Here is a 24935-nt window from a genome sequence, read left to right on the forward strand (position 1 = left end):
GGACGCCAGCGCGAGTTCGTCAGGTCGATTCTGGGAACGCTGATGTCGATGGCGACCGCGGGCCCGCGGGAACCCACCGCGGTGGCGGGCAGGGCGACTCGGCGGAGACGCGCGAGTCGCCATTTGACCGGTTCGTTCTCAGTTTGTTCGGCGGATGAGTAATGGCTTGCCCTGGGTGAGTAGTCCGGTGAGGACTGTGGTGAGCGCGGGTGGTGTGGCGACGATGACGAGGAGTACGAGCCAAGGCGTGTGCCAGTGTGCGTTGGTGCTATAGCTGATATAGGCGGCTGCGGGTCCGATGCCGGCGACTAGGCCGAGGAGTGCACCGAGTCCAGCGATGAGTGCGCTTTGGTTGGCGGTGATGCGTCGGCGGGTTTGAGGTGTGGCGCCTACTGCGGACATGGTGGCCAGGTCGGGGCGTAGTTCGACGGACGCCAGGCCGACAGCGACGGTGCTGGCGACGAGAGTGACAATGGCGCTGACCACGGCGAGCAGGTAAAACATGGTGGTGCTTTGTTGCTTGGCTGCGAAGGCCAGGGTCGCCGCGGCGGTGATCGGCTGCTCGAGTGGTTGGCGGGCGTTGAGTTGAGCGTGGAGCAGGAGGTCGTTGGCCGCGGTCAACTCCTCTGGGCGGGGGAGGCGATAGGGGTCGATGACTGCCGCTTGGGTGGCAACGGTCAGGTTGAGACGCTTCGCCGTTGCTTCTGAGATGACCAGGCCGGGCAGCTGCGGGTAGTACACGCCGCGGGCAGCAACAAGCGTTCGGACCGCCGGCAACGGCTTTCCATCTTTCGTCAGTGTGATGCGCGTGCCGGAGGCAAGCGTGTCGTTGAAAATGACCGCACCGCCGTCGACCAGCGTTTGTAGTTCTTGCGCGCTGGGGGTCCTGCCGGTGACGAGCTGGATGACGTCGGCCCCGCCGACAGCGATCGTGCGTTGTTCGAGAGCGGCGATCAGCGTGGGATCGGCCGCGCCATCGGGTGGGGGGCCCGTCAGCGGCAGGCTTGTGTCGGTGGTCGTCTGGATTGTGACGAGCCGCCGTGTAGGCAGGGCTGCGGTGAAGCGGTAAAGGCCGTCTTGGCCGAGTAGCTGCAGGGTTTGCGCATCGAGCCAGATCTGGCCTAGGCGGATGCGCGGATGCTCCGTCGGCGCCTCGCTGCGGGCTGCACCGACTATTGCCAAGGAGACGCTGCCGGCGGTAGCAGCCGTCACGACGGCGATCGCCGCCGCGGTGCGCAGTCGGTGCCGTGCACTGTGGCGTAGTGCCAGACGGCTGGAGAGGGGCAGCCTCGACGCCACCCCGCCGACGAACCGGATGAGGGCAGGGGCGCAGGCCACTACGCCGAGGAGTTGCGCGACGCCACCCAGGGCGAGGAGCTCGATCCGGCCGTCGGGGTTGCCAGTGATCAGCAGGACGCCGGTGCTGGCGCCTAGCAGGACGACGCCGGCTAGCAAGGAAGCAAGGTCGAGGCGGGAGCGAGTTCGCTGACCTCCGAGGTCACCACGGATCGGTCCGCCGCCGACGGTGCGGGCGGGAATCGAGGCCGCGATTACGCCGACAGCGATGGTCAGCACCGCCACCCCTGCTACGGCGGGAAGGGGCATGGTGACATCGATCAAGGGGTGGTCGGCGATCGTTTCGATCAGTGGGCCGGCCAGTGCGAACGTCAGCAGGCCGGCTCCGGCACCAGCGATGGCCGCTGCTGCCCCTAGAAGCAGCCCTCCGGCAAGGACGATACGTCTGACCTGGTGTCCGGTCGCTCCGACCGCGGCGACCATGGCGAGATCTCGCCGTTGCCTGCGGGCGCCTACTACGAAGGTCGCACCGGCGAGCAAGACCGCCTGCGCGCCGGCGAAGGTCGTGACGAGCAAGAACGCGGCAGCCTCCACCGCCTTCTCGACGGCAGTAGGGCCCGCCTCACGTCGATCCACATAACCGAAGCCGTTCCGACCCGGACCCGGCTCCGGCGGTAACCAGCGCTGTCCCGTCGGTAGCCCAACCAAAAGCCTGGGACGTGCGCCCGACAAGGGGGCGTCACTCGGCACAATGAGCCCAGCCTGGCTTAGGGAGCGGCTCCAGTCTATGAGGCCTACCACAGTCAGACGCCGTTGCGGCATGCCGGCAACCACCTGATCGCCCGGGCGGACATCGAGCTCACGTGCCAGGGTTCGGGTCATCGCGACCTCGGCCACCCCTTGCGGAGCGCGGCCGGTTCGCATGACATAGCGGCCACGGTTGAGCGGGTCCTCGATGTCGGTCGCTTCGTACTCGTGGGTGATGAGACCGACTGGTGCGGCAACGACGGTGCGACCTTGGATGAGCAGCACCGATCGGCTTCCCGACGGCAAGATCGCTGAGGACCGGGTGCCGTCAGCGATGATCAGGTCGGCCTGCCCCATAGAGAAGGTGACCTCTTGGGCTGAGGTGCTGCTCAGGTTCGCCCAGCTCGCCGCCAGCACCGTGGCGGCGTAAGCGGGCACGAACAACATCGTCAAGATCAGTGCGCTGCGTCCACGGTTGCGCATTGTCGAACGTCGAGCGATCCGAAGCGCGGCGCGCCACGGGCCGATGAACGCGCCGGCCGTACTCCTCACACCATCCTCCCAAGCAGTTGCTCTGGGGTTTGCCTTGGCCCGGTGGCGTCAACCAACTTGCCGTCGCGGAGGAAGATCGTCCGGTCTGCCCACCCGGCGTAACGCGGCTCGTGAGTGACGAGCACCCCGGCCGCACCGGCGTCGATGCGGGCTCGCAGCACCTCCAGCACGGCCAGACTCGTGTGCGAGTCCAATGCGCCAGTGGGCTCGTCTGCCAGGACGAGTCGTCGCTGTCCCACCAACGCCCGGGCGATCGCGATCCGCTGCTGCTGGCCACCCGAGAGCTGATCGGGAAAGCGGCCGGCCAGATCGGCCAGCCCCACTTCGGCCAACGCGGCGACAGCCTCCCGCCGCGCCGCCCGCGCGCCAACGCCGGCCAGCTCCCGCGGCAACGCGACGTTCTCCGCCGCCGTCAAGTCAGTCACCAGGTTGTAGTCCTGGAAGACGTATCCGACTCGGTCCCTGCGCAGCCGGGCCAGCGCGGCGGCGTCCAGACCGGCGAGTCCGACGCCTTCCACGGACACCGTCCCCGACGTCGGGGCGTCCAGCCCACCCGCCAACGCCAACAGGGTGGACTTCCCGGACCCGGAAGGACCCATGACGGCAACCAGCTCACCCGCGGCCACGTCGAAACTCACGTCGTCGAGTGCATGAACTTCCTGCTCTCCAACTCCATAAATCCGGCTGACCCCGGCGAAGCGCAACACGAACGCGCTCACCAGCCACCTACCTCGACATCATCGGGGCGGAAGGCCGCAGGCGTCGGTGCTCGATGAGGTTGTGCCCGACGGAGCACGGTGGCCTCAACGTGGTCGAGCCAGCGGATCTCACTTTCCAAGGTGAAGATCAGATGATCGACGAGGAGTAACCAGGCCACATCATGACTTTGGACCTCGTGGCGGCGGAGGTCGGTGTAGTCACGCATCTGCCGCATCGACTCGGTCCGCTGCGCCTGAACCACCGCCGCGACATCCACACCGGGGGCGATCGCTGCCATCGCCAACTTGATCGCGAGCTCACTCCGCGGGCGCTCGGTCTCAGTCACCGGACTGACGAACCAATCCGCCAACGCCTGCCGCCCCTGGCCGGTGATCGCGAAGACCTCGCGCCCATCGGCGTTGCTGCCCACCGACTCCACCAGGCCGTCCCGAGCCAACCGGTCAAGCGTCGTGTATACCTGTCCCACATTCAAGGCCCAGCCCCCGCTGGTGTGAGCATCGAACTCGTTCTTCAGCTGATAGCCGTACTTCGGACCATCGGCGAATAGCGCCAACAGCCCCCAACGAACCGCGCTCTTCTGCATGGGCACGACCTTACCAGGTAACTACTTACCCAGTAAGGCCGGCGGGCGCGCTAAGCGTTCACGACAGCTACCCCACACCCGACGATCACAGACATTGACGTACGTCAGGTAATGGTGATGTGATCGCGATCTCAGAGTTTCTTTCATGTTTTCTCTGGAGGTCGCATGCGTCGTCCCGCGTTTCTGGCCGCCACGCTCACCGCGCTCGCGGCCGGCGTCGTCGCCGTGATAGGTGCCAGCCCACCCGCGCAGGCCGCGCTGCCCACCGCGGCCGTGGCGCTCGGCGACAGCTTCGTCAGCGGCGAGGGGGCCGGCGCCTACCAGGCGGTCACCGACCTCAACGGCGTCTCCCAGGGCTTCCCCGGCTGGTCGGCGCCCAACAACAACGCCTTCTTCTGCCACCGGTCGGCGAACGCGTCGATCCAGCAGGCTGCCCTCCCGGGAATCGCCGCCCGGTTCAACCTGGCCTGCTCCGGCGGGCAGCCCTACGACATCGCCACGGCGTCGGCGAGCCGGGCCAAGGGCCGTACGGTCGCGGCGCAACTCGACCAGTTGCGGGCCGTGGCGCAGACGCACGACATCGACGTGGTGCTCGTCGGCCTGGGCTCGAACAACAGCCAGTTCACCTTCGGCAACGTGGCGGAGAAGTGCGCCAACCGCTTCATCGCCGACGCCTGGACCGGCTGGTGGGAGTTCTGGGCCTACATCAACGGGCCGGTCGAGCAGGCGCCCTGCGCGACCAGCGACCTGGCCACCGACGCGCAGATGGCCGCCGCGACGGCGGAGACCGTGGCCGCGGTGCGGCAGATCGTCACGACGCTGCGCCAGGTCGACGCGGACGGCCAGCACCGGATCGTGCTGCAGGACTACACGAACCCGCTCCCGTTCGACCTGGCCCAGCGGTTCTGGACCGAGGACGGCCGGGCCGACGACCGCGACAAGTTCCGCGACCTGGGCGCCGAGCGCTATGCCGCCGGATGCCCGATCCACCGCGCCAGCCTGGCGGCGGGTCACTGGTTCTCGGCCGGCCTGGGCACGATCGTCCGCACCGGACAGTCCACCCTGGCGACCGAGTTCCCGGGCGAGGACATCGTCTATCTCAACGTGCAGCGCGCGTTCGACGGGGCGCGGCTCTGCGAGACGGACGCCAGCCCGACCGGGGCGCTGGCCACGCCGATCCGCCTGCAGGACGGGCCGAGCGGCGCGCAGGTGACGAGCCTGTCCGGCAAGGACAAGATCGCCATCCAGCGGATCGCCAACACCTGCGCGACCTACTTCCAGACGTGCCAGGAGTCCTGGCACCCGAACGCCACGGGCCACCAGGTGCTCGGCCAGTGCCTGGCCGGCGCCGCCACGACCGCCAACCGCACGGCGACCTGCGTACGCCAGTCGGACGGCCGCGTCACCGTAAGCTGATAGCCACACGCCCTGGCCCGCCGCCCCCGCGGCGAGGCCAGGGCTTTGGGCACCAGAGGGCCGGCAGATGGCCTGCACTCGGACGCCGGACCCGACGATTCTCCTCAACGCCCCGCGTGTTCGCAGTTATTCTGACCATTGGCTGATCAGTCGGCGTCCCTGCCCGTACTGCTGGGTCCGCCTGCATTGCCACGTCAGTTGAGCGCCCGCCCAACAAGCCAGCGGCGGCGCTTGGTTTCTACTACATTACGTAGTATCTTCTTGCCGTTCCCCCGATCCGTTCGGAAAGGACGGTGATGGACCTCGGCACGCTCGCCTCAGCCTCCGACTCGCTGATGATGCTCGCGGTCGTCGGCTACCTCGCCGCGACCACCCTGCACGCGCTCGAGGTAGGGCTCGCCGCGCCACGCCGCCAAGCCGTCCTCGCAACGACGGGACCGCCGAGCGACGTCGACGTCGACGTCGACGTCGACGTCGATCGAAATGCCGGCCCAAACGCCCGAATCGCGGGTACGGCCGCGGTCGCGGTAACGGCGGTGGCCTTCGTGGTGCACGCGGGTGCTGTCGGGACAAGGGCCGCCGCCGCCGAGCGCGTGCCGTGGGCCAACATGTACGAGTTCATCCTCGTCACGACGCTCGCCGGCGCGGCCGTGTGGCTCGTCGCTCTCGTCCGTCGCCCCGCCATCCGCCCGCTGGGCCTGTTCGGCGTCCTCGCTCTGACCCTGCTCCTCGGTGGCGCCGGTCGCGTCCACGTACGCGTGGCACCGCTGGTGCCAGCCCTGGACTCGCCATGGCTGAAAATCCACGTCGCCGCCGCAGCGTTCTCGGCGGGTTTGTTCTTAGTCGGCTTCGTCACCGCGAGCCTGTACGTGCTGCGACTCCGCCATGACGCGGCCACCGCTGCCGCCCGGCCCACCGGCCTCGCCATCGCGGGCATGCCCGAAGCCGCGATACTCAACCGGCTCACGTTCCGACTCCACGCCATCGCCTTTCCCTTGTGGACGTTCGCGATCATCTGCGGGGCAATCTGGGCCGAAGCGGCATGGGGCCGCTATTGGGGCTAGGACCCGAAGGAGACGTGGGCGTTCATCAGCTGGGTCTTCTACGTCGCCTATCTCCACGCCAACAACACGGCAGGATGGCGAGGCCAACGAGCGGCCATGATCGCGATCGTGGGATGGGCAAGCATGATGATCAACCTGTTCGCGGTGAACATGCTCTTCCCAAGCCTCCACTCGTACGCCGGCCTGTGACGGTCCCACGTGTGGGCCACCTCGGCCCACGTCGAAAAGGTTGCGACCGCACCTGCGGCGCCGGCGCTGCCGCCTAGGTAGCCGCTCTGGATCGGCGACCCATGCGCGTGCCGATGGTGATCCGCACGGTCAGCTTGAGCGGCGGGCCGGGCGTCGTGGTAGGGCTGGCCCCCCGTTGATACGGGGGCCTGTCGGGTTGGCGGCGTCGGGTACGGCCGACAGGATTCGCCCATGCTAACTAGATCCCTTGTCGCGGTCGGTTGCCTCGCGGCCACGCTCCTGTCCGCTCCATCCGCTGCCGTTGCCGTTGGCTCGTCGGCCGCCATCTCCGATGGCCCGTCCGCTGCGGCACGCGGGCCCGGCCGGGGACAACTGGTCTCGGTGACACCGGTGGCCGGCTACGGTCGGGCCGAGGTTGCGGCGATGCTATCCGACGTGCCATTTGTCGGCGCCCGTACCAGGTACGGCGTGCGGGCGTACCGCATCGAGTACCGCACCATCGACGCTCACGACCGACCCACGACGGCTAGCGCGCTCGTCGCTGTCCCGGCCGGTCGGCGCGGTTCGGCCGACACAGTCGTCTGGGAGCACGGAACACGAACAGGGCGGGCCGACGTGGCGTCGGTCTCCGGCACCGACAGGCTCGACCGTCCGGCCGCGCTACTGTTCGCCACGGCCGGCTACCTCACCGTGGCGCCTGATTACCTCGGCCTCGGGACAGGCCCCGGCCGGCACCCGTACGTCCACACCGAGACCGAGGCGAGCGCCTCGGTGGACGCGATCCGGGCAGCGCACCGGTTCGCCGCCCGGTCAGGGCAACGCCTGACCGGCGAGGTGATGGTGAGCGGCTTCTCTCAGGGCGGCCACGCCGCCATGGCTCTCGGACAGGCCATGGGCCAGGAACCAACCTTGCGACTGCGCGCCTTGGCGCCGATCAGCGGCCCGTATGACCTCTCGGGCACGGAAATACCGGCCTTGTTCGACGGCCGGGTTGACCCGATGATCGGAGCCTTCTACCTCGCCTATTGGACGCTGTCCAGCGACCGCCTCTACGGCCTGTTCGACACCCCGTCGCAGGTCTTCCGGGCACCGTACGACCGGACGCTGCCGCCGTTGTTCGACGGCGCACACAGCGAACCCGAGATCATCCCCGCCCTGCCCGCTTCACCGGACCTACTCGTCACACCCGAGTACCGCGCCCGGCTGCTGCGGCCCGACGACGCTCTACGCCGAGCGATGGATGAGAACAGCGCCACCTGCCAATGGCGTCCACGGGTACCAGTCCGGCTTTACGCCTCCTCCGCCGACCGCGAAGTACCAGTCGACAACACCAGGAAATGCGCGACTGAACTACGCCTCCGCGGCGCCAAGGTGACCGTCACGGACCTAGGCGATGTTGGCCACATGACCAGCCCGATCATCGCGCTACCCGGCATCGTCGACTGGTTTCGGCACCTGACCAGCACCACAGACAGGGGCCGTCTCGGCAGTAGTGAGCCATTCTCGTCCTGGGTACCGAGCGGTTTCGGCGGTCGTCAGGACGAGGACGGCCTGCACGATCGCGGTTGCCTGAACGGGGTCGCTCGTTGCCGCCGGCACCTGGCGGCCCCTGCCCGCGAAGGTCAAACCCACACGGCTGTTCGGGGTGCCGTCCAGGCCGCTCTCCGCGTACCGGGCATCCTCGCGGCCATCGTGTTGAGCTGGGAGCGACCTGCTTGATCCTCTCCGCGCCGCTCGCCGAGCGCGGTCGCAGACCTCGACGTCCTGCCGGCTTCGTAAGACGTGCTCAACCGGCAGATCGACTTCGTATGTCGCCAGAAAGGAACGCCAGCGGCGAACTGTTCGCGATCGAGCAACCCGCGCAAGTGGCTTCGCCATTAGCCATCGCCGTGCGGCCCTGGAGGCGGTCCAACCCAAGCTGCATCTCTTGCGGCCTGCGACGGGCTCCGGTATGCATGACTCATGCATACCGGAAACGTTGTCGTCGCGTGGGTTACGACGGCGCAAGATCGGTTACAGGGCGCGGTGCGAGCCGCCGACCTCGACCTGCGCGAACTGGCGGCGCTTACGTTAATCGCCGAACACGAGGGGTGTTCGCTCGAATGGTTACGGGTCCGAGTGGCTCTCACACAATCAGGCACCGTCCGTCTGGTCGACAGGCTCGCCGCCCGCTCCCTGCTTCGGCGCGGTCACTCAACCGGTCGGGGCGTTCCGCTTCACCTCACCGGCGAGGGCGCCGCCAGGCTGACTCAGTGGCGCGAAGCCCGCGACGCGGTGGTCGAGGAGCTGCTAGCAGGAATGCCGTACACGTTGCGTGGGCCAGTGGTCGACGCGATGGCGGCGGCGTTGCTGGTGTCGTCGCGTCGCCGCGCGGAAGCAGACGCGACCTGTCGCAGCTGCTCCTGGGCCGCATGCGGGGACGACTGTCCGGTGGACGGCAGTGTCGCAGTCGAAGATGAGACCTGATGGCCGATCAGGTAGCGATATCCGGCAGCCGTATTGAACGACCTGGGCACGGGGGCCTCCCCGCGCCGGTCCGAATTGCCACCGCCGTTACCCTCCTGGCCAACTCGGCCGACACCTTCCTCTTGTTCCTGCTGCTCTGGCTGGCGCAACCGCAAGGCTGGTCATCCGTGCAGACAGCCGTTGTCGTTCTCGTCCTTCGGCTACCGACGCTGGCGGTTGGTGCCCTCATGGGACGAGCTGTCGACAAGTGGGGGGCCCGCCCGGTCGTCCTGTTCGACGTTAGCGCCCGCGCGGCGCTGCTCCTGCTCCTGGCAAGCTCGGTCCGCTCTTCGTCGGTGCCGTTCAGCGCTGTGCTCGTACTCGGGGGTCTATGCGGTGCCCTTTCGCCAGCGACGTACGCCGCTATCCGCTGGCTCGTTCCGCGGCTGGTGCCGGCGGGACAACTGACCCGAGCCAACGCTACTGTCGCGTTGGGCGACCAGATGCCCCTGCTCATCGGAACCGCTCTTGTCGGTCCCTCGTTCACCATGCTCGGGGTAGGCGGCAGCGTCCTCCTGGCCGCGGGAATGCTGGTGTGCGCGGTTTCGCTGGCCCTTCTGCTGCCGCAGGTACCGCCCGATGCCTCGCCCGAGGCCGTTGGCGGTGAGATCAACGAAGGGCGACGAGGCCGAACTAATTGGCCGCCTCGCGTCGTGGCAGTCATCGCACTGTCCACCGCCTACTACCTCGCCTACGGCCCGTTCGAAACCGCCAGCCCAGAGTTCGTTCGCGCTCAGCTCTCCGCAGGTGAAGGAACCTACAGCCTTCTGTGGGGCTTGTTCGGCATCGGCGCGCTGGCTTCGTTGCCTATCGCGCCACTACTTGCGAAGCACCGCCCCGGAGTCGTCAACGCCCTGGGAGCAATGGCTTGGGGGCTGGTGATGCTACCGCTGGCCTTCACTGACAACATTGTCACAAGCGCCGCATTGTTCCTCATCGGCGGCCTTGCATGGGGCCCTTACACAACAGTCGAGACGACCGCGCTGCAACGTTGGATCAATCCTGCGAGACACGGCCTGGTCTTCGGCCTACAACGCAGCTTGCTTGCCACGGCCACCCCGGTCGGCGCCGCACTCGGCGCCCTGGCCCTTGATTTCTCCTCTGCCGCAGGCATTCTTGCCGTCAGCGCAGCCACCTGCGCAGCAGCCGGCGTCATCGCCCTGGTCAGCCGCGATCTACGCAAGGCACGATGACTGTTTCCTCGAGTATCGGCTAACCATCGGTCGCAGGCGGTGCAGGAGCGCCCGGACGGACCTCGCCGAAGGTGAACGAAAGTTGATCGAGGAGCTGGGCAGCGCATGGGTGAGGGTCGCGACGTGGCGTGATCGTGTAGATGCCGCGAGTCGGCGGGTCGACAAGATTCGCTGTGACGACATCGGTCCGCAGCGCGCAGGTAAGCGCCCCTGGTATCAGCGCGATCGCATGACCAGTCGCGACTAGGGCGACTTTGCCAGGTAGGTCGGCTGCCGTGAGATCGATGCGGGCCGTGACTCCGGCGCGGGCGGCGTGCTGGCGCAGCAGTGTCGCCGAGCCGTCGTTGTCCTCGACCCATGTCTGATCGGCGAGCGCCAGGATATGCAAGGGGTTGACTCGGGCCAGCGGGTGGTCGACGGGCAGGATGACGACCATCTCATCGGTCCCTAGAAACCGTCGTTCCAGACGCGGATCGTCGGCGATTCCTGGTGGTGCATCAGTTACGACAGCGACGTCCAGCTCGCCGGCTGTTACGAGGTCGTGTAGTCGCGCGCTCAGCCCGGGCAGCAGACTCCACTTGAGGGGACCGGATGTGTCTGTCAGGCGACGAATCGCTGTGGGCACGATCCCGGCTGCCAGAGACGGGGTCGCGCCGATGGCGAGGGGGCGGTTGAGCATACCGTCGCGTACGGCCTGTGCCCCGCGAACGCCGCGGTCGAGCTCAGTCAGCGCGGCCAGGGCATGGCGACGGAACACCTCGCCCGCGAGCGTCGGACGGACGCCGCGGGCATGTCTTTGCAGCAGCGAAACACCGAGCTCGCGCTCCAATGCGGCGATCTGCCGAGAGACTGCGGACTGCGTGTGGTGGAGCTCGACGGCCGCCGCCGACATCGAGCCAGCGCGGCAAACCGTCACGAATATCCGGCACATGGTCAGCTCCATCGCACGAGTATGACGCTGAGATATGCGTGGACTGCAAGGCTGCCCTGCGAGCTTTGCACTTGTCGCAGCCTTCCTGGGGTCTCACCCTGGTATGCATGTCTAAATCGCCCACGATCGCCGTTCTCGGCTTGGGCCGCATGGGTACCGCGATCGCGACAAGGCTCGCCAAGCAGGATCGCCACGTGGTCGGTTGGACACGCTCCGGGCGCTCGGTTGGAGGCATCGCGATGGCGCCCGACCCCATAGACGCCGTGGCGAAGGCTGACGTCATTTTCCTGGCGTTGTTCGACGGGGAAGCCTGCCGGCACGTCGTTGATCGGGTCTGCGGCTCGCTGCGAGCGAACGCGGTCATGGTCAACCTCAGTACTATCTCCCCCACCGAGGCATCAAAGCTGGCGCACCAACTCGGCCCGTGTTACGTACACGCCCCCGTGCTCGGGTCCGTGTCTGCCGCAGCCACCGGTGCCTTGCAGATACTCGCCGCTGCCAACATGGACGCATTCAACCTGGTGCGTCCGACCCTCGATGCGCTCGGCCACGTGCGGCGCATCAACGACCCTTACACCGCCGCAGCGCTCAAGCTGATCGCCAACTCCAGTCTCGCCGGCGCCGTCCTCACGCTGGGCGACTCCTTGCGGCAAGCAGACGCGTTGGGTCTGCCTCGCTCCCAGGTGCTCGACGTCCTCGAGCTCGGGCAGCTTGGCGGACTGGTCGCGCGCAAGCGTCCCTTCCTCGCCAGCCAGCCGGCCGACGTCGAGGCCGAGTTCACAATCGGCGCGCTGGCCAAAGACATGGCGCTGTTGACCGCCGAGTCGGACACACCCCTGCGCAGCGCGGCTGAGTTGGCCGCCACACCTGCCGGTCCTGACGCTGACATCGCCGCTGCCGCTACGGTCCCCGCGGTCGACGGCGCTGTGCTCAGACCGTTGCGCGCCTATATCCGCGGCCACGCCAGCGGAGACGCCGACCATTTCCGCGATGCTTTTCTTCCCAGCGCCCACATCGAGGGAATCCGGGACTGCTTATTCACATCGTGGAGCCTCAACGAATACTGCGCACTCTTCAACGGGCTTCCAGCTGAGAACGAAGCGATCCGCTTTCGCCGGATAGACTCCGTTGACGTCTACGGAAGTGTCGCGACCGCAACCATGACACTCCGGCACGGCGTAGACACCTTCATAGACATCTTTTTGCTCATCCAGGTCGGCGGTCGGTGGCTCATCGCGAACAAGGCCTATCATCGCTCGTCTCCGCCTGCTGCGGCGCCAGCTTGAGATGGTTCGGGCTGAGGCGGGTAGGAAGTGTCCTCTTCGCTGACCTGTTCGCCCGGAATATTGATGCGCTGCGCGGGCCGACTATTCCGCACGGAATCTGCCGTGACGCTTCCCGAACCGGCGCATTAGGCGACGAGGTGCGCGTCGTTGCTCTGCGTCGAGCGCTAAGGCCTGGATGACGTCGCGGTGAGCAGAGCTCGGCTGCGTTCACCGGGACGGGCGCGGCGCGGACCCCATGCTCGTCACGCGGCCGAGTGCATCAGCGACCAGACGGGGGAACACGGTCGCCACAGCATTCGTCGATGACGGCCTGTGTCTCTTTATGTCCCTTCCAGATGGCGCTTGGCCAGCCCGATCTCGACGCGCACGTCTCGCTCGAGGCGGCGGCGGAACAGTGGATCCATCAGCCAACGCACGGCTGGCACGAACCGGAACTCCAGCGTGCGGGTCACCCGAACGCCGTCGCCAACCGGCACACACTCGAAGCTCGCCTCGAAGTGGGCTATCCGGTGCGCGAGCTTGTTACGTGGCTTAGGGAGCAACCCGATGTCGATCCGTTGGTTCGGCGTCAGCTCGAGGAATTGCACCACCCGGGGATGTCGGAGGCCAGCAAGCTTTGGCCGACAAGCGAACTCGACGCGGTTGCCGTCGCGACGGGACCACAGGATCGGCCGGATCTTGTCATCGAATTGTGCATAGCGCTCGATGTCCATGACAAGACCGAGAAATTCCTCCGGAGATGTCGCAATCATCTCGCGCACCTGTACCTTGACCATGGTGAGAGAATACTCTCTCGCCCTGGTTCTCGGCGAGGATCCATTTCGCCAGCGGGCGGCCTGTCGAGCCGGGCGCTCCGCTGTTCGCCAGCTGCGCTCACGCGGCCACTAAACTGGCCGAAATCCGGCAGGCGCGTAGCCTCATCGCCGACTTCAACGGCTGTACCCGACGACTTTCCATAACTGCTCGACAGCATCTGGGCCAAAATACGCACTAACGCCTACGACCTGCTCTGCGTATGGCTCGCGAGAAAGACCCGACGCGGCATGCGGCTAAGGTCGACGACCCAGCAGCCATCGCCGCAACCAGCATTGGCTTTTGACCGTCCCCGCCGAGCAGCCCAACGCGGCGGCGGTCTGCTCGACGTCGAGGTCCTCCCAATAGCGCAGAACCAGCACCGCGCGCTGGCGAGTCCGTTCGGCGAGGAAAGCGTGGACCAGCATTGACCGCACGTAGGCGTCGACCGACTCCGCTGCCGACGCCTTGCGCCAGTGCCGGTACAGCGCGACCAGACAATCCTGCAATAGATCGTCAGCGGTCGACCACGTCCGCACAGCCGGTATGCCAGCCTTCGCAGCGACGGCGTACGGGCCCGCACGTATTCGACATACTCCTGTTCGTTCCGCAATCCAGCCTCCCAATTCCAGGGCACACGCGCGGCAAGCCAGGAACCGATCGTCATGCTCAACCGGTCATGGTCGAGGACCTGCAACAGCCGGCGGATCATCGCCTCGCCGGAGCGGTCCCGCCCAACCGATCAGGACTCGTCAACAGGTTTGGCATGCAGTTAAGCGTCTGTCGCCGAGCGAATGCGTCGGCCGAAGCACGACGCAGAGAGATGGGTAGCTCCTCAAGAGCTCGCTGCCGCGGCTCTACATTCAGCGCCGGCATCCGCTTGGAGGTGCTCCAGATGGGCGCGTATCACGTGCGCTTCCGGTGAATTGAGATCCTCGTAGATGGCGGCTGCGCGCCGCCAGGCGTCACGACTCTGACCATCGCGGCCGCTGTGAAGATAGACATGGCCGAGTTGCGTGAGCGCCGCGGCCTCGAACCAGCGGTCACCCAGGTCGCGGTACGCCGTCGCGGCAAACCAATGATGTTTGGCCGACTCGCGAAACTGCTCGAGTCGCTGGTAAGCCGCCGCAAGCGCCTGCGCCGCACGCGCGTCGCCGCGCCGGTGGCCCAGGCTCTGAAACGCCCGCCGGGCCTGGACCAGCACGGGAATCGCCTCGACGACCCGTCCGGCCGCCGTCAGGGTCAGGCCGATCTGGTATTGGGTGATCGCCAGATTGCCGAGCCGCCCGCTTCCTTCCTGCAGCCGGGACGACTCACGGAAACCGCTCAAGGCCTGTTCCAGGTCGCCAGCGTCCCGATGGGCTGCGCTGAGATTATTCAGAGCCATGGCAATACCCAGTTCGTCGGCCGTCGCTCGCGCGATGGAGAGCGCCGCTTGATGTGTCTGCACAGCCAGGTGACTCTGCCCTGTGACACGGTAGATGGCGCCAAGTCCACTGTGCATATAGATGCGACCGACCTGGTCGTCCAGCCGCTCTGCCGCACCAAGCCCGGCCCGATGCGTGGTGATTACGTCGTCCCAAGCACCGGTGAGGTGAAGGTGGACCCACAGCCCGTACGACAGCCGCCAGCAAAGGTCATCGAAGCCCGCTGCTTGAGCGAGATGAACGCCGGCGACGAGTGCGCGGCGCTCCACTTCGAACCATTCCCGGGCGTCTCGTTCGCCGGCGAAGATCACAGGTTCCACACCGGCGCTCAACGCCGGTGGCATGACTCTGGACTCGCTCGGTTGAAGCAGAGGCCGAGCCGAGAGTGCACTGCAGGTCATCCACTCGAGAAGCCGGCGTTGTGCGGCGGCCCGCTCCTCGCGGGATTCGACTGCCGATGCCAGCTCCTGACCATATACGTGTAGAAGGTCATGGAGCACGAATCGGTCCGGGCGTTGCTCCACGATCATGTGAGCGGCCGCCAGCATGTCCAACAGTGGCCGCACCTGGCGCAATGTGAGCCCGGCCACGGCGGCCGCGGCTCCTGTCGATATGTCGGTGGCGGGATGCAGGCACAGCAGACGGAAGACCCGAGCGGCTGGCGGCGTCAGCTTCAGGTACGACCAGGAGAACACTGCCCGAACGTCGGTGGCGATGTCGGGGCTGCTGAAAGCGTCAAGGCCGCTCTGAGTCTCTGCGAGCTGCCGCTCGAGGACGCTGAGGGGAAAGGCCGGCCGGGCAGCGGCACGGGCCGCCGCGATTGCCAGTGCGAGTGGAAGCCGCCCGCACCGCTCGATGATGCGGTCCATTATTTCCAGTTCCAGCGCAGTCTTGCGATCGCCGACTCGTGACCGGAACATCTGTTGCGCCTCGTCGCTGGTGAACACACCGAGAACTACCCTGGTCGCACCGTCTTCCACGACCAGCCCGAGAAGGTCATCCCGCCCCGTCACCAGAATGAAATGACCCGCGCCTCCCGGCAGCAGAGAGCGGACCTGTTCAGAGGAGTCGGCGTTGTCCAGGACGATCAGAAGGCGACGACCGTCGGTAAGCGACCGGTACAGCGCTGCCTGGCCATCAGGGTCTGGTGGAATTTTCGCTCCGGGGACCCCCAGCGATCGCAGCACGAAGGTCAGCGCTTGGTGGGACGTGACGGACGCACGGCAGTCATAGCCGCGCAAGTTGAGCCACACCTGGCCGTCGGGAAAGCGGTCCGCGACGGCTCGCGCCCAGTGAGCCGCCAGCACCGTCTTCCCAACACCCGCCATCCCGTTGAGGATGAGAATTGTCGAGCGGTTGGTCAACCCACGCTCGTGTTCCTCAAGGGCCACGTCAAGCTGCCTCAAGTGCCTCCCACGTCCCGCGAAGCCGATCATCTCGGTGGGCAGCTGACGCGGCACTGGTGGTGCACCGGGGCCAACCTCGGACGGGGTCGTGCCTCCTCGCAGAATTCGTAGGTGAAGCTGCCGAAGGTCATCGCTGGGTTGGATACCGGCCTCGTCAGCGAGCCGTTGACGGACGGTGTTGTAGGTCATTAACGCCTCCGCACGGCGACCACACCGATCCTGTGCCGTCATTAGCTGCAGCCATAGCTTCTCGCGTAGCGGGTTCCTGGCGGCTAGTAGCGACAGCTCGCTGACGACATCGACGTATCGGCCGGCCTTAAGCTGAAGATCGATATGTCGTTCCGTCGCCCACAGCCGGTCCTCAGCGAGCTTGTAGCCGTACTGCGTGCGGAGTGCATCGGAAGGTACATCCGCCAGGGCTTCGCCCCGCCACAGCTTGAGCGCCTCGGCGAGCGCGTTCGCCTCACCCACATCGTCCGAGGCGCCCGCCAGCTGCCGGGCCCGCCTCAGCCATTCCTGGAAAGTCCGCACGTCGACCGTCGCGTATTCGGCCTCAATGCGGTACCCATTGGGTGCCGTGCCGATCGGGAACGACCCGACTTCCTTCTCGAGCAAAGCTCGCGTGCGTGCCACGTACACGTGAAGCGCCGAACGTTGGTTAAATGGCGGTGCGGCGCCCCAGATGGCCTCGATCAACTCGCCTGTCCCGACCGTTCGGCCGGATTCAAGCAACAATGACGCCAATAATATGCGGTGCTTCGGCGATCCAACTTGCACCAGCCGGTCATCGACCCGTAGTTCAAAAGGCCCTAAGAGCCCCACCCGGACGCATGCCATGTAGCCCCATTCCCAGCAACGGCACGGCAGCCCGCCCGTAACGCTGCATACGCTTAGTGCAATGCGACCGTCGCGCTACGCATCATGCCCTGTTCGAGCCTCCACGCGGCCTCGTTCCTGGGCTAGCTGCGACCATACCTGAACGTCCTGGCGCTGGCCGCAGCAGACGAATGCTTCACGCAAAGTCCCCTCGAGTCTGAACCCGAGCCGCTTGGCGACTGCGATACTGTTGGCGTTGTGCGGGGCACAGCGCCATTCGACTCGACGAATGCCGCGCTCATCGCAGGCCCAATCGATCATTTGCCTGGCGGCTCTGCTTACCAGGCCCTGGCCGCGGGCCGACCGCATCAACCAGACGCCAATTTCGGCCGTGGACAATGCGGTGTCGAAGACCCGAAACAAGGTCCCGCCCACCAGCGCGCCGCCCTGCCACAAGCCATAGATACGGCCAGAGTCGTCCGCGGCGCGTCGTGCGTAGATTGTCAGGAACTCGCGTGCGGTCGCCTCGTCTCGCACAAAGTCCGCCCAGGGCAGGAACTCGAGGAAGTCCGCGCGATTCTCCTCGGCAAAGGTAGCGAAGACCGGCGCGTGCCAAGGTTCAAGCGCGCGGAGACTGGCACCGGCGCCAAGGTCAAGGAGCAGCATCACCTCACCGTACATAACAGGTGTCATGTACGGTAGAGGCCATGCCCGCACCTGTTGACCACGACACCCGACGGGTCGAGCTGGCCGAAGGGGTGTGGTCGATCCTTCACCGCGACGGCTTCGCCGGCCTGACTCTGCGCAAGTTAGCGGCTCAGATGGGGGGCACAACCGGCCTCATCACCCATTACTTCGCAAGCAAGGACGAACTAGTCGAGTTCGCCCTTGAACTGCTGCACGTACACACAGACTCCAGAGCGGTCGCCCAAGCTCCCGAAGGATCCGACGCGCTCACGAAACTTCGAGCGCGCCTCCTAAGCGTGCTGCCTCTAGACGACGAAAGCGTTCGGCTGAACCGCATCTGGATCAGTTACTGGGGCGTGGCTCTGGCCGACCCGAACCGTTCCCGGGGCGAGGCCGCTCGTTACGACGCCTGGCGAGAGCGCCTGCGACCTCTGGTGAGCCAGGCTATGGCAGAGGGCAAAATTAGGCCCGCGCCCGAGCGACTCCTCTTGGACCTGATCTGCGCGGCCACCCATGGCTTGGCTGTTCAGGCTGTCCTCGATCCAGATCGTCTGCCGCCGAAGGTCCTCCATGGTGAGATCGACCTGCTGCTGGACATGCTCGGCTAGTTCGTCCCGACGTAGCACGAGCGTGACGCAGGAGGACACGGCGCGCTCTTTGGCAGAGCGCGCCTTCCTCAGGTCGATACTGGTTAACCGACTCCGACGCTTTGGCGCTCGGCTTCGATCAGGGCCACGACGCGTTCCTTTCCCCGCGGGTAGGGCTCACCGGTGTATTTTTCCGCAAGCCGATCGATGATCGCCCATGCCGTCTCACCCTTCAGCCAGTCCACGACCCTTCCACGGACGATGACCGGTGAAAACGGGTTGTCGTTGGGCGCGATGGAAAGCGCAACCCGTGGGTCGCGTTGCAAGTTGCGGGCCTTGAGCATCCCGGGCCCGGTGAAGAACACGACCCAGTCGTCGTGGGTGCCGACGTAAACGGGCGTTACGTGCGGCGAGCCGTCGGGGAGCAAAGTGGCCACATGGGCAATCGAAGCGCCGTCGAGCGCGCGCCGCACATCCGGGTCGAGCATGTGCTTCCTCCATCAGCGGGGATTGTTAAAGCGCCAAGCGAGATAATGTGCAACCGCAGTGGCGATGTCGAAATCCGGTGTGAAGCCGGTTTCATTTGTAAGCCGGGTGATGTCCATATAGGGATTGGGGCCCGGGCCTCCCCCTTGCCCGGGCACGACGTCGAGTGACCGGCCCGGGATGATCGCCATGACAGCGTCCGCGAGTTCGCGGTTGGTAAAGGGTCGCCCGCTGGAGACGTTGTACGTGTCGTGATGCAGGGTCTCAGCCGTCATCAGCGAACTGATCGCGCGTCCCGCGTCCGGGGCGTAGCACCAGTCCCCACCGTCATCGGCGTAGAGACGCTGCGGTTGTTCACCGCGGAGTACGGCGCTGATGTAGGGCGGAACGTAATTGAACGGCGATTCCGGGTCCATGAGCGGTCCCCAGGTGCTGCCGATCCGCAGGATGACCGGTTGAACCCTCGATCCTTGCAGGCTATGGATGGCAATCGGTTCGACGGCCTTCTTGAACGCGATGATCTGATGGGGTAGCTCGACGGCGGGTAGGTCGAGATCCTCGTGCCAAGGGAGTTCGCTCCGGCCGATGTAGACGCCGAGGCTGCTGGCGACTGCGAACCTACGCACGTCCCAGGCGCGGGCGGCTTCCAATGCGTTGAGAAGGCCGCTGCTATCCATGCGGAAGAAGTCGACCGGGTTGACCCCTGGGACACTGCCAGCGAGGTGGACGATGTCGCTGATGTCGTAGCGGTCGCCAAGCGCCAGGAACGCTTTTCGGTCGGTGACGTCCAGGCGTTCGACATTGACCGCCCCAGCGAGGAACGAGGGTACGTCGACTCGCCCGAAGGCCGTAACGACGACCTCACGTCCGAGGTCAACGAGCGCTCGGGCGGTGTGTGCGCCGATCATGCCCAGGCCGCCCGTGACCAGGATCATCGGACCACCTCGTAGTGCAGGTGGGTGACGCCCGGCGCCGCAATGACGTCCAGCTGACGCAGCTGGACGTTCTTCGGGAGTTCTTGAAAGAACCTGCGACCGCCGCCGAGCAGGATGGGCACCTGGTGCAGGATGAGCTCGTCCACCAGCCCGGCTTTGAGCGCCTCGGTGACCAGAACGCCACCCATGAGACCGACGTCCTTGTCGCCAGCGACCTTACGAGCAGCGGCAATCGCGTCCGCGACGCCGGTGGTGACCAGCGTCTGCTTGTGGCTGACCTCAGGCACCGGCCGCCGGCTGACCAGAAACAGAGGGGCGGTCGGGTGCGGGCTACCGCCGCTGAAATGGCTCGAGTGCTCGTAGGTGGTGTGGCCGACCACCATGGCTGCCACCCGGGCGGCGATGGTATCGAAGAACCGGGCGCTAGGGCCGCTCAACGTGAACCCATCGAACACTTTGCTTTCGACGTCACCGTCGCTGTACCAGTCGAACAGCATGGGCGCGTCGCCTAGGCCACGTCCGAACTCCGCCTGACCCTTGGGAGTGCGGCCGCTGATGTAGCCGTCGACCGAGACGGCGTGCCCGCAGATTACCTTACTCATGTCTTTCCTTACTCCGTTCCAGAGATTTACTTTCCAAGAGTTGCTTGAGAACTGGGACGCTAGAGGAGATCGGCGAACTGGCGTATGACTGTCGCAGTGCGGCGGCGAGCACCAGCGCCGAATTTCATACCCTGACCTGTCCGAACCGCCGACGCGGCGGGCCGCGCGGACAGCACATGCCGCCGTGTCGCGTCGACCGCGATGATCATGGCGCAATACTCGGTCATCACGAGTTCCTCTTTACGTGAGCGAGATCCAGGTTTGGTGACTGCTCGACTATCTCGCATCTAGTCCCACAGCGAATCCGTAGCAACTACGGATTCGCTGCTCAGTAGCGGACAACGAAGCGACCCGGAGCCCACAACTCGCGACGGCCAACGCACCGCTGCGCCGAGGGCGGTTCCGTCCCCGCCAGGCCTGGAGTCGGGATCGATATTTTGGCTCCGATACAAGCACACGGTCCTTTCGGCACGCTTTCACTCGCGCAAACCCATGCTGCGGCGGGCTGATGCCCCGCGCTAGATGGCAGCTTTCGTCTCGTTCGCGTACCGGCGGGCCGAAAGCGCACGCTGAGAGCAATGATCGCCCGCTGGAGCACCACACAGTCACATACGTGCGGATCACTGAATGTGGCAGCGGCCGCCGTGCCGACGACGACGCGGGTCCGCGCATCCGTGTCCAGTACTGACTGCGGCTCGGTGTCGGTGTCCGGTGCTGACTCCGGATGTCGGCTTCCGCCGAAGGACCCACGCTGTGCTGGGCGGAAGATCCGCCCGCTGAGAGTGGGAGAGCAGACGATGTCCGTCGCCGCGTCTCCGCGGACAAAGATGCCGCGGATGTTTTGGGCACTGTTGGCCAGCCATGTCGTCAGCCGGCTCGGCGGCTTCGTCATGCCATTTCTGGTCCTCTACCTCACCGACAGCCGCGGGTTGGCGGCCGGCACCGCGGCGACGGTCCTCGCTGCGGCCGGATCGGGGATGGTGGCTTCTCAGATCGTCGGTGGCTGGCTAGCTGACCGGCTAGGACGTCGACCGACCATGGTCGCTGGATTCGTCGGCAACGCCATGGCGCTGATTGCCCTCGCGCACGGGGAAGCTGTGCCGGTGATCGCGACGACCGCGTTCATGGTGGGCTTGACAGGGGAGCTGTTCCGGCCAGCGTTGTACGCTGCGGTCGCGGACGTGGTCCCGCCGCACCACCGTGGCCGGGCATACGGACTCCTCGTGTGGGGTGCCAACGTCGGTTTTTCACTATCGGCCGCGCTGGGCGGCTTCCTGTCCGCTGCGGGCTTCGGAGTTCTGTTCTGGGTCAACGCGCTCACGTCGACCACCGCCGCACTGATCATCATCTGGTTCGTGCCCTACGACCGCGCGCCAAAGCCTTCTGGCGTTCGCCGGCTCCTTCCGACCGCGATTCGAGACCGTCTGCTGCTCGCGTCGACCGGCGCTCACCTGTTGTACGGAGTGGTCTATTTTCAGGCGTTTTCTACGCTTCCATTGATGATGACGGCTGACGGGCTGCCGACGCGGACGTACGGACTGCTGATCGCAGGCAACGGGGCCCTCATTGTCGTACTACAGCCCATCGCGGGCCGGTTGCTCGGGCACCGCGACCACGCGATGGTCCTCGCCAGTTCGATGTTCATGGTCGGATCCGGCTTCGCCGTCGGCGCGTCCGCCCATCAGTGGCCTCAGTACGCGGTGTCGGTCGTCATCTGGACAATCGGAGAGATAGGTGCTGCGACGGCCCTTGGCCCCGTCTTCGCCACGCTGGCTCCTCCCGACCTGCGCGGCGGCTACATGGGCATGTCCGGATTCGCCTGGGCGGCGGGTGCCGCGCTGGGCCCGATCCTCGGCACCATGGCGCTGGACCGCCTCGGTCGACCAGGGCTACTACTCGGCTGTGCACTCCTCGGTGTCATCCTTTCTGCCGTTTACGTCGCGATGTCCCCCGGACTCCGAGCTCGGGCGGCCGCCCAACTGACTGAGTCAGTTGGAGAACCGAGGCCGGTTTAATAGCTACATGCAAACCCGGAACACGCCGCTGCCGGCGATCTCGGCGCGCGAAGCTGAGGTGCTCGCTGGCGTGCGGGATCACCTCACCAACGCCGAGATCGCCGAACAGCTGTTCATCTCGGTGCGCACGGTCGAGACTCACGTGGCCTCGCTGTTGCGCAAGCTGGCAGTGGAGAATCGACGAGTGTTGGGGCGAGTCGCGGTCAACGTCCTGACGCCAACCTCGCCTGCTCCTTTTGGTGGCCGCCTCCCGCAGCCGTTGACTGGGTTCATCGGCCGGGCGGCCGAACGCGCCGAACTCGCGGCAGTGGTACGCGGCCATCGCTTGGTAACTGCGGTCGGACCCGGCGGAGTTGGCAAAACCCGGCTGGCCGTCGCCGTCGCCGCTGACCTCGCGCCTGCTTTCCCGGATGGTGCGTGCTATGTCGATCTGGTTCCCGTTGCCAGCGGTGACATGCTTGCGTTGGCGGTCGCCGAAACGCTCGGCGTCCCGCAGCGGACCCGTTCCGCAGAGGACGCCTTGATCACCTGGTTCTCCACGCGGCACACTCTGCTCGTCCTGGACAACTGCGAACATCTGGTCGACTCCGTGGCCGAGCTGGTCGAGCGACTCCTTGCCGGCGGCGACCAGCTCGCCGTCCTGGCCACCAGCCGCAGCAGGCTGCTCCTGCCTTTCGAAAAGGTATTCGTCGTACCCGGCTTGTCGCTGGCAGGCGGGGACGCAGCCACGCTGTTCGGCGAACGGGCGGCGGCGGCTGGGGCGCCGGACGTCCTCGACCGCACGCGGGTCGAACAGATCTGCGCCGAGCTCGACGGGATCGCGCTGGCAATTGAGTTGGCCGCTGCGCGAGTGCCCTCGCTTGGACTCAACGGCCTCCAGGCCAGCCTGTCAGACAGCCTCGGCCTGCTAACGAGCCGACGCCGGAACGACGTGCGACACCATTCGATGCGAGCAACCCTGGATTGGAGCTACCAACTGCTAGATCCCGTCGACCAGGCGTTGCTGCGACGTATCAGCGTCTTTCCCGACCCGTTCACGATCGCCGCAGCCCGCGAAGTGGCCGCCTGGCCTCCGGTCGACGCCGCCGCGGTAGCCGGCTGCCTTGCCCGCCTAACTGACCAGTCACTGGTCGCGCCCACGCTCTACGGACCAGACAGCAGGCACAGAGCGTTGGAGACCGTGCGTCAGTACGGCGCGGGCCAGTTGGCCGAGAGCGGAGAATCGGACGAGTCGGCCATCCGGCACATGCGTTGGTGCCTTGATCTGGCTCACGGCGACGCTGGCCTCAACGACCTGCGCGCCGCTCTGTCGTGGGCCGCTCAACGAACCGCGCACCACGCGGACGCTTACGTGCTGGCCGACCGACTTGGTGCAGTCACCTTCCGACTTGGCCGGCCGCAGGAGTCGCAACACCGCTACGAACAAGCCGCCGGACTCGCGCCGAGCGACGAAATCGCCGCTGCCGCGCTGCACCGCGCGGCCGAGGTCGCACATCGTCGCCACCTCGGCGACGACGCGCTGCGGTTGCTCCAGGCCGCGGCTGAGGCGGCCGTGGCTGGTGGCCGACCTGCGGACGCGGCCCGGGACCTGGCCACAGCGGTCGAGCTGGTCTACCGAGGCGCAGGGATTATCGCAACGCCGCCGGATCCGGATGTGGTCGAATCCTGGCTGCACCGCGCCACCGACTTGGCTGGTAGCGACCCAGTGGCGCAGGCCCGTATCGCCATCGCCTCGGTCTACCGGCTTCCGGACAGCGACCCCACCTCCGTTCAGAACTCGGCGCAGGCGGTGGAGTTGGCGAAACGTTCCAGCGATCCGGCAGACCTCAGCGTCGCCCTCGACCGTCTTACCGAAACACAGGTAGCCCATCGCGCACTTCCCGCCGCCATGATCACGGCACGCCGTCGGGTCGATCTGCTCACCGCACTCCCAGCCCCGGTCGACCCCATCGGATACGAGTACGCCGATGCCCTGTCGGCTGCGGCCGACACCGCTCTCGCTAACGGTGACCTCGCGGCGGCCCGCTCCTACGCCGAACAGGTGCTGCAACTGCCCTTCGCCCAGGAAGACGGACACCTGGCCTCGGCCCGGCTGCTCATCGTCGACGCACTGACCGGTGACTGGGATGAAGCCATCGAACTCGCCGACCAGTTCCGGACTGGCTGGCAGCGGGCCGGGCGGCCAGTGCATGCCACTCTCAGCCGCGGAGCCTACGCCGCCGCCGCGATCTACGGAATGCGTGGCGACGCCAAAGAATATGCCGCCTGGCAGCGCATCGCCCAAGACCTCACCGCCGACCACCGCCGCGGAGCCGAAGGTACCTTTACCTCTTTCTTCGACGCGTTGTATCTCCTCCACCAGAACTTGCCGGACCAGGCGCACGCCCGACTCACCAGTCTCCCTCCGCCCGCCGAAACGTTCCACACCGGACTGTGGCGAGGCTGGCAATCAGCACTTATGGCCGAGGCCTCCGTCCTCGCCGAAGTGCCTACGGCGGCAGCCGCCATCGCCCGAGCCACCACCGACTCAGCCCACAACCCCGTTGCCGCCGCGATCACTGCCCGAGCAGTAGCGCTCGCGGAGGACAACCGCGCCGCTCTCCTCGCGACGGCGGAAGCCCTTGACCGCCTCGGCAGCCCGTATCAGGCAAGCCGCACACTTATCCTCGCCGGCATCACAGCACGGTAGATCGTGGTCGT

The 24935-nt window shown here is 66.3% G+C and carries 19 protein-coding genes and 1 pseudogene; 9 read left to right on the top strand and 11 right to left on the bottom strand.

The window, feature by feature from the left end; all coding sequences use genetic code 11:
* Window positions 1-138 precede the first annotated feature (138 nt).
* The 3 genes from Asi02nite_RS36790 to Asi02nite_RS36800 all read right to left on the bottom strand — a co-directional run bounded on the left by Asi02nite_RS36790 (window position 139) and on the right by Asi02nite_RS36800 (window position 3898).
* The gene (locus Asi02nite_RS36790) at window positions 139-2526 is read right to left on the bottom strand and encodes an FtsX-like permease family protein (RefSeq protein WP_239127544.1); all 2388 of its coding nucleotides are present in this window, start codon (window positions 2524-2526) and stop codon (window positions 139-141) included.
* A 65-nt stretch (window positions 2527-2591) separates the two neighbouring features.
* Window positions 2592-3314, bottom strand: a complete 723-nt coding sequence (locus Asi02nite_RS36795) for an ABC transporter ATP-binding protein (RefSeq protein ID WP_203718675.1) — start codon at window positions 3312-3314, stop codon at window positions 2592-2594.
* Window positions 3311-3898, bottom strand: a complete 588-nt coding sequence (locus Asi02nite_RS36800; protein WP_203718676.1) for a PadR family transcriptional regulator — start codon at window positions 3896-3898, stop codon at window positions 3311-3313. Before Asi02nite_RS36800 ends, Asi02nite_RS36795 begins: the two co-directional genes overlap by 4 nt.
* A gap of 165 nt (window positions 3899-4063) precedes the next feature.
* On the opposite strand from Asi02nite_RS36800, the gene Asi02nite_RS36805 reads away from it, so the two are divergent.
* From Asi02nite_RS36805 to Asi02nite_RS36825, 5 genes and pseudogenes are all read left to right on the top strand, one after another.
* Entirely contained in the window at window positions 4064-5314 is a 1251-nt protein-coding gene (locus tag Asi02nite_RS36805) for an SGNH/GDSL hydrolase family protein (protein WP_203718677.1), read from the top strand.
* A gap of 338 nt (window positions 5315-5652) precedes the next feature.
* Window positions 5653-6567: pseudogene (gene ccsB, locus Asi02nite_RS36810) on the top strand (c-type cytochrome biogenesis protein CcsB).
* 615 nt (window positions 6568-7182) lie between these two features.
* Entirely contained in the window at window positions 7183-8286 is a 1104-nt protein-coding gene (locus Asi02nite_RS36815; protein ID WP_203718678.1) for an alpha/beta hydrolase family protein, read from the top strand.
* A gap of 243 nt (window positions 8287-8529) precedes the next feature.
* On the top strand, window positions 8530-9033 hold the full coding sequence (locus tag Asi02nite_RS36820) for a MarR family transcriptional regulator (protein WP_203718679.1): 504 nt from the start codon (window positions 8530-8532) through the stop codon (window positions 9031-9033).
* Window positions 9033-10265 (top strand): MFS transporter, encoded by a 1233-nt coding sequence (locus Asi02nite_RS36825; protein ID WP_203718680.1) that lies wholly within the window; start codon window positions 9033-9035, stop codon window positions 10263-10265. The genes Asi02nite_RS36820 and Asi02nite_RS36825 overlap by 1 nt, the downstream gene beginning before the upstream one ends.
* A gap of 19 nt (window positions 10266-10284) precedes the next feature.
* On the opposite strand, the gene Asi02nite_RS36830 is transcribed toward Asi02nite_RS36825, so the two are convergent.
* Window positions 10285-11208, bottom strand: a complete 924-nt coding sequence (locus Asi02nite_RS36830; RefSeq protein ID WP_203718681.1) for a LysR family transcriptional regulator — start codon at window positions 11206-11208, stop codon at window positions 10285-10287.
* A 95-nt stretch (window positions 11209-11303) separates the two neighbouring features.
* Between Asi02nite_RS36830 and Asi02nite_RS36835 the strand changes: the two genes are divergently transcribed.
* Complete coding sequence (locus tag Asi02nite_RS36835; RefSeq protein WP_203718682.1) at window positions 11304-12482, top strand: nuclear transport factor 2 family protein; 1179 nt, start codon at window positions 11304-11306, stop codon at window positions 12480-12482.
* 320 nt (window positions 12483-12802) lie between these two features.
* Here Asi02nite_RS36835 and Asi02nite_RS36840 read toward each other — a convergent pair whose 3' ends face one another.
* From Asi02nite_RS36840 to Asi02nite_RS36855, 4 genes are all read right to left on the bottom strand, one after another.
* On the bottom strand, window positions 12803-13258 hold the full coding sequence (locus Asi02nite_RS36840) for an SRPBCC family protein (RefSeq protein WP_203718683.1): 456 nt from the start codon (window positions 13256-13258) through the stop codon (window positions 12803-12805).
* Window positions 13259-13531: 273 nt separating this feature from the next.
* Window positions 13532-13813 (bottom strand): sigma factor-like helix-turn-helix DNA-binding protein, encoded by a 282-nt coding sequence (locus Asi02nite_RS36845; RefSeq protein ID WP_239127545.1) that lies wholly within the window; start codon window positions 13811-13813, stop codon window positions 13532-13534.
* Between the two features lie 296 nt (window positions 13814-14109).
* Entirely contained in the window at window positions 14110-16944 is a 2835-nt protein-coding gene (locus Asi02nite_RS36850) for an AfsR/SARP family transcriptional regulator (protein ID WP_239127546.1), read from the bottom strand.
* 75 nt (window positions 16945-17019) lie between these two features.
* Complete coding sequence (locus tag Asi02nite_RS36855; RefSeq protein WP_203718685.1) at window positions 17020-17589, bottom strand: GNAT family N-acetyltransferase; 570 nt, start codon at window positions 17587-17589, stop codon at window positions 17020-17022.
* A gap of 41 nt (window positions 17590-17630) precedes the next feature.
* Between Asi02nite_RS36855 and Asi02nite_RS36860 the strand changes: the two genes are divergently transcribed.
* A complete protein-coding gene (locus Asi02nite_RS36860) occupies window positions 17631-18218 on the top strand; it encodes a TetR/AcrR family transcriptional regulator (RefSeq protein WP_203718686.1) in 588 nt (195 codons plus the stop codon).
* 83 nt (window positions 18219-18301) lie between these two features.
* On the opposite strand, the gene Asi02nite_RS36865 is transcribed toward Asi02nite_RS36860, so the two are convergent.
* Genes Asi02nite_RS36865 through Asi02nite_RS36875 form a run of 3 tightly spaced genes read right to left on the bottom strand, consistent with a single transcriptional unit; the run spans window position 18302 to window position 20220 of the window.
* Window positions 18302-18685 carry a TIGR03618 family F420-dependent PPOX class oxidoreductase gene (locus Asi02nite_RS36865; RefSeq protein WP_203718687.1) on the bottom strand — a complete coding sequence of 128 codons (384 nt, stop codon included), beginning with the start codon at window positions 18683-18685 and terminating at the stop codon, window positions 18302-18304.
* Window positions 18686-18697: 12 nt separating this feature from the next.
* Window positions 18698-19618, bottom strand: a complete 921-nt coding sequence (locus Asi02nite_RS36870) for an NAD-dependent epimerase/dehydratase family protein (protein WP_203718688.1) — start codon at window positions 19616-19618, stop codon at window positions 18698-18700.
* Window positions 19615-20220 (bottom strand): dihydrofolate reductase family protein, encoded by a 606-nt coding sequence (locus Asi02nite_RS36875; protein ID WP_203718689.1) that lies wholly within the window; start codon window positions 20218-20220, stop codon window positions 19615-19617. The genes Asi02nite_RS36870 and Asi02nite_RS36875 overlap by 4 nt, the downstream gene beginning before the upstream one ends.
* Before the next feature lie 836 nt (window positions 20221-21056).
* Here Asi02nite_RS36875 and Asi02nite_RS36880 point away from each other — a divergent pair.
* Both Asi02nite_RS36880 and Asi02nite_RS36885 read left to right on the top strand, forming a co-directional pair.
* Window positions 21057-22235: an MDR family MFS transporter gene (locus Asi02nite_RS36880; RefSeq protein ID WP_203718690.1), complete on the top strand. Its 1179-nt coding sequence runs from the start codon at window positions 21057-21059 to the stop codon at window positions 22233-22235.
* 7 nt (window positions 22236-22242) lie between these two features.
* Window positions 22243-24924, top strand: coding sequence for an ATP-binding protein (locus tag Asi02nite_RS36885; RefSeq protein ID WP_203718691.1), 2682 nt, complete (start codon window positions 22243-22245; stop codon window positions 24922-24924).
* The last annotated feature ends 11 nt before the right edge of the window (window positions 24925-24935 follow it).

Origin of the sequence: Asanoa siamensis, assembly GCF_016862555.1 — a bacterium.
Taxonomy (GTDB): domain Bacteria; phylum Actinomycetota; class Actinomycetes; order Mycobacteriales; family Micromonosporaceae; genus Asanoa; species Asanoa siamensis.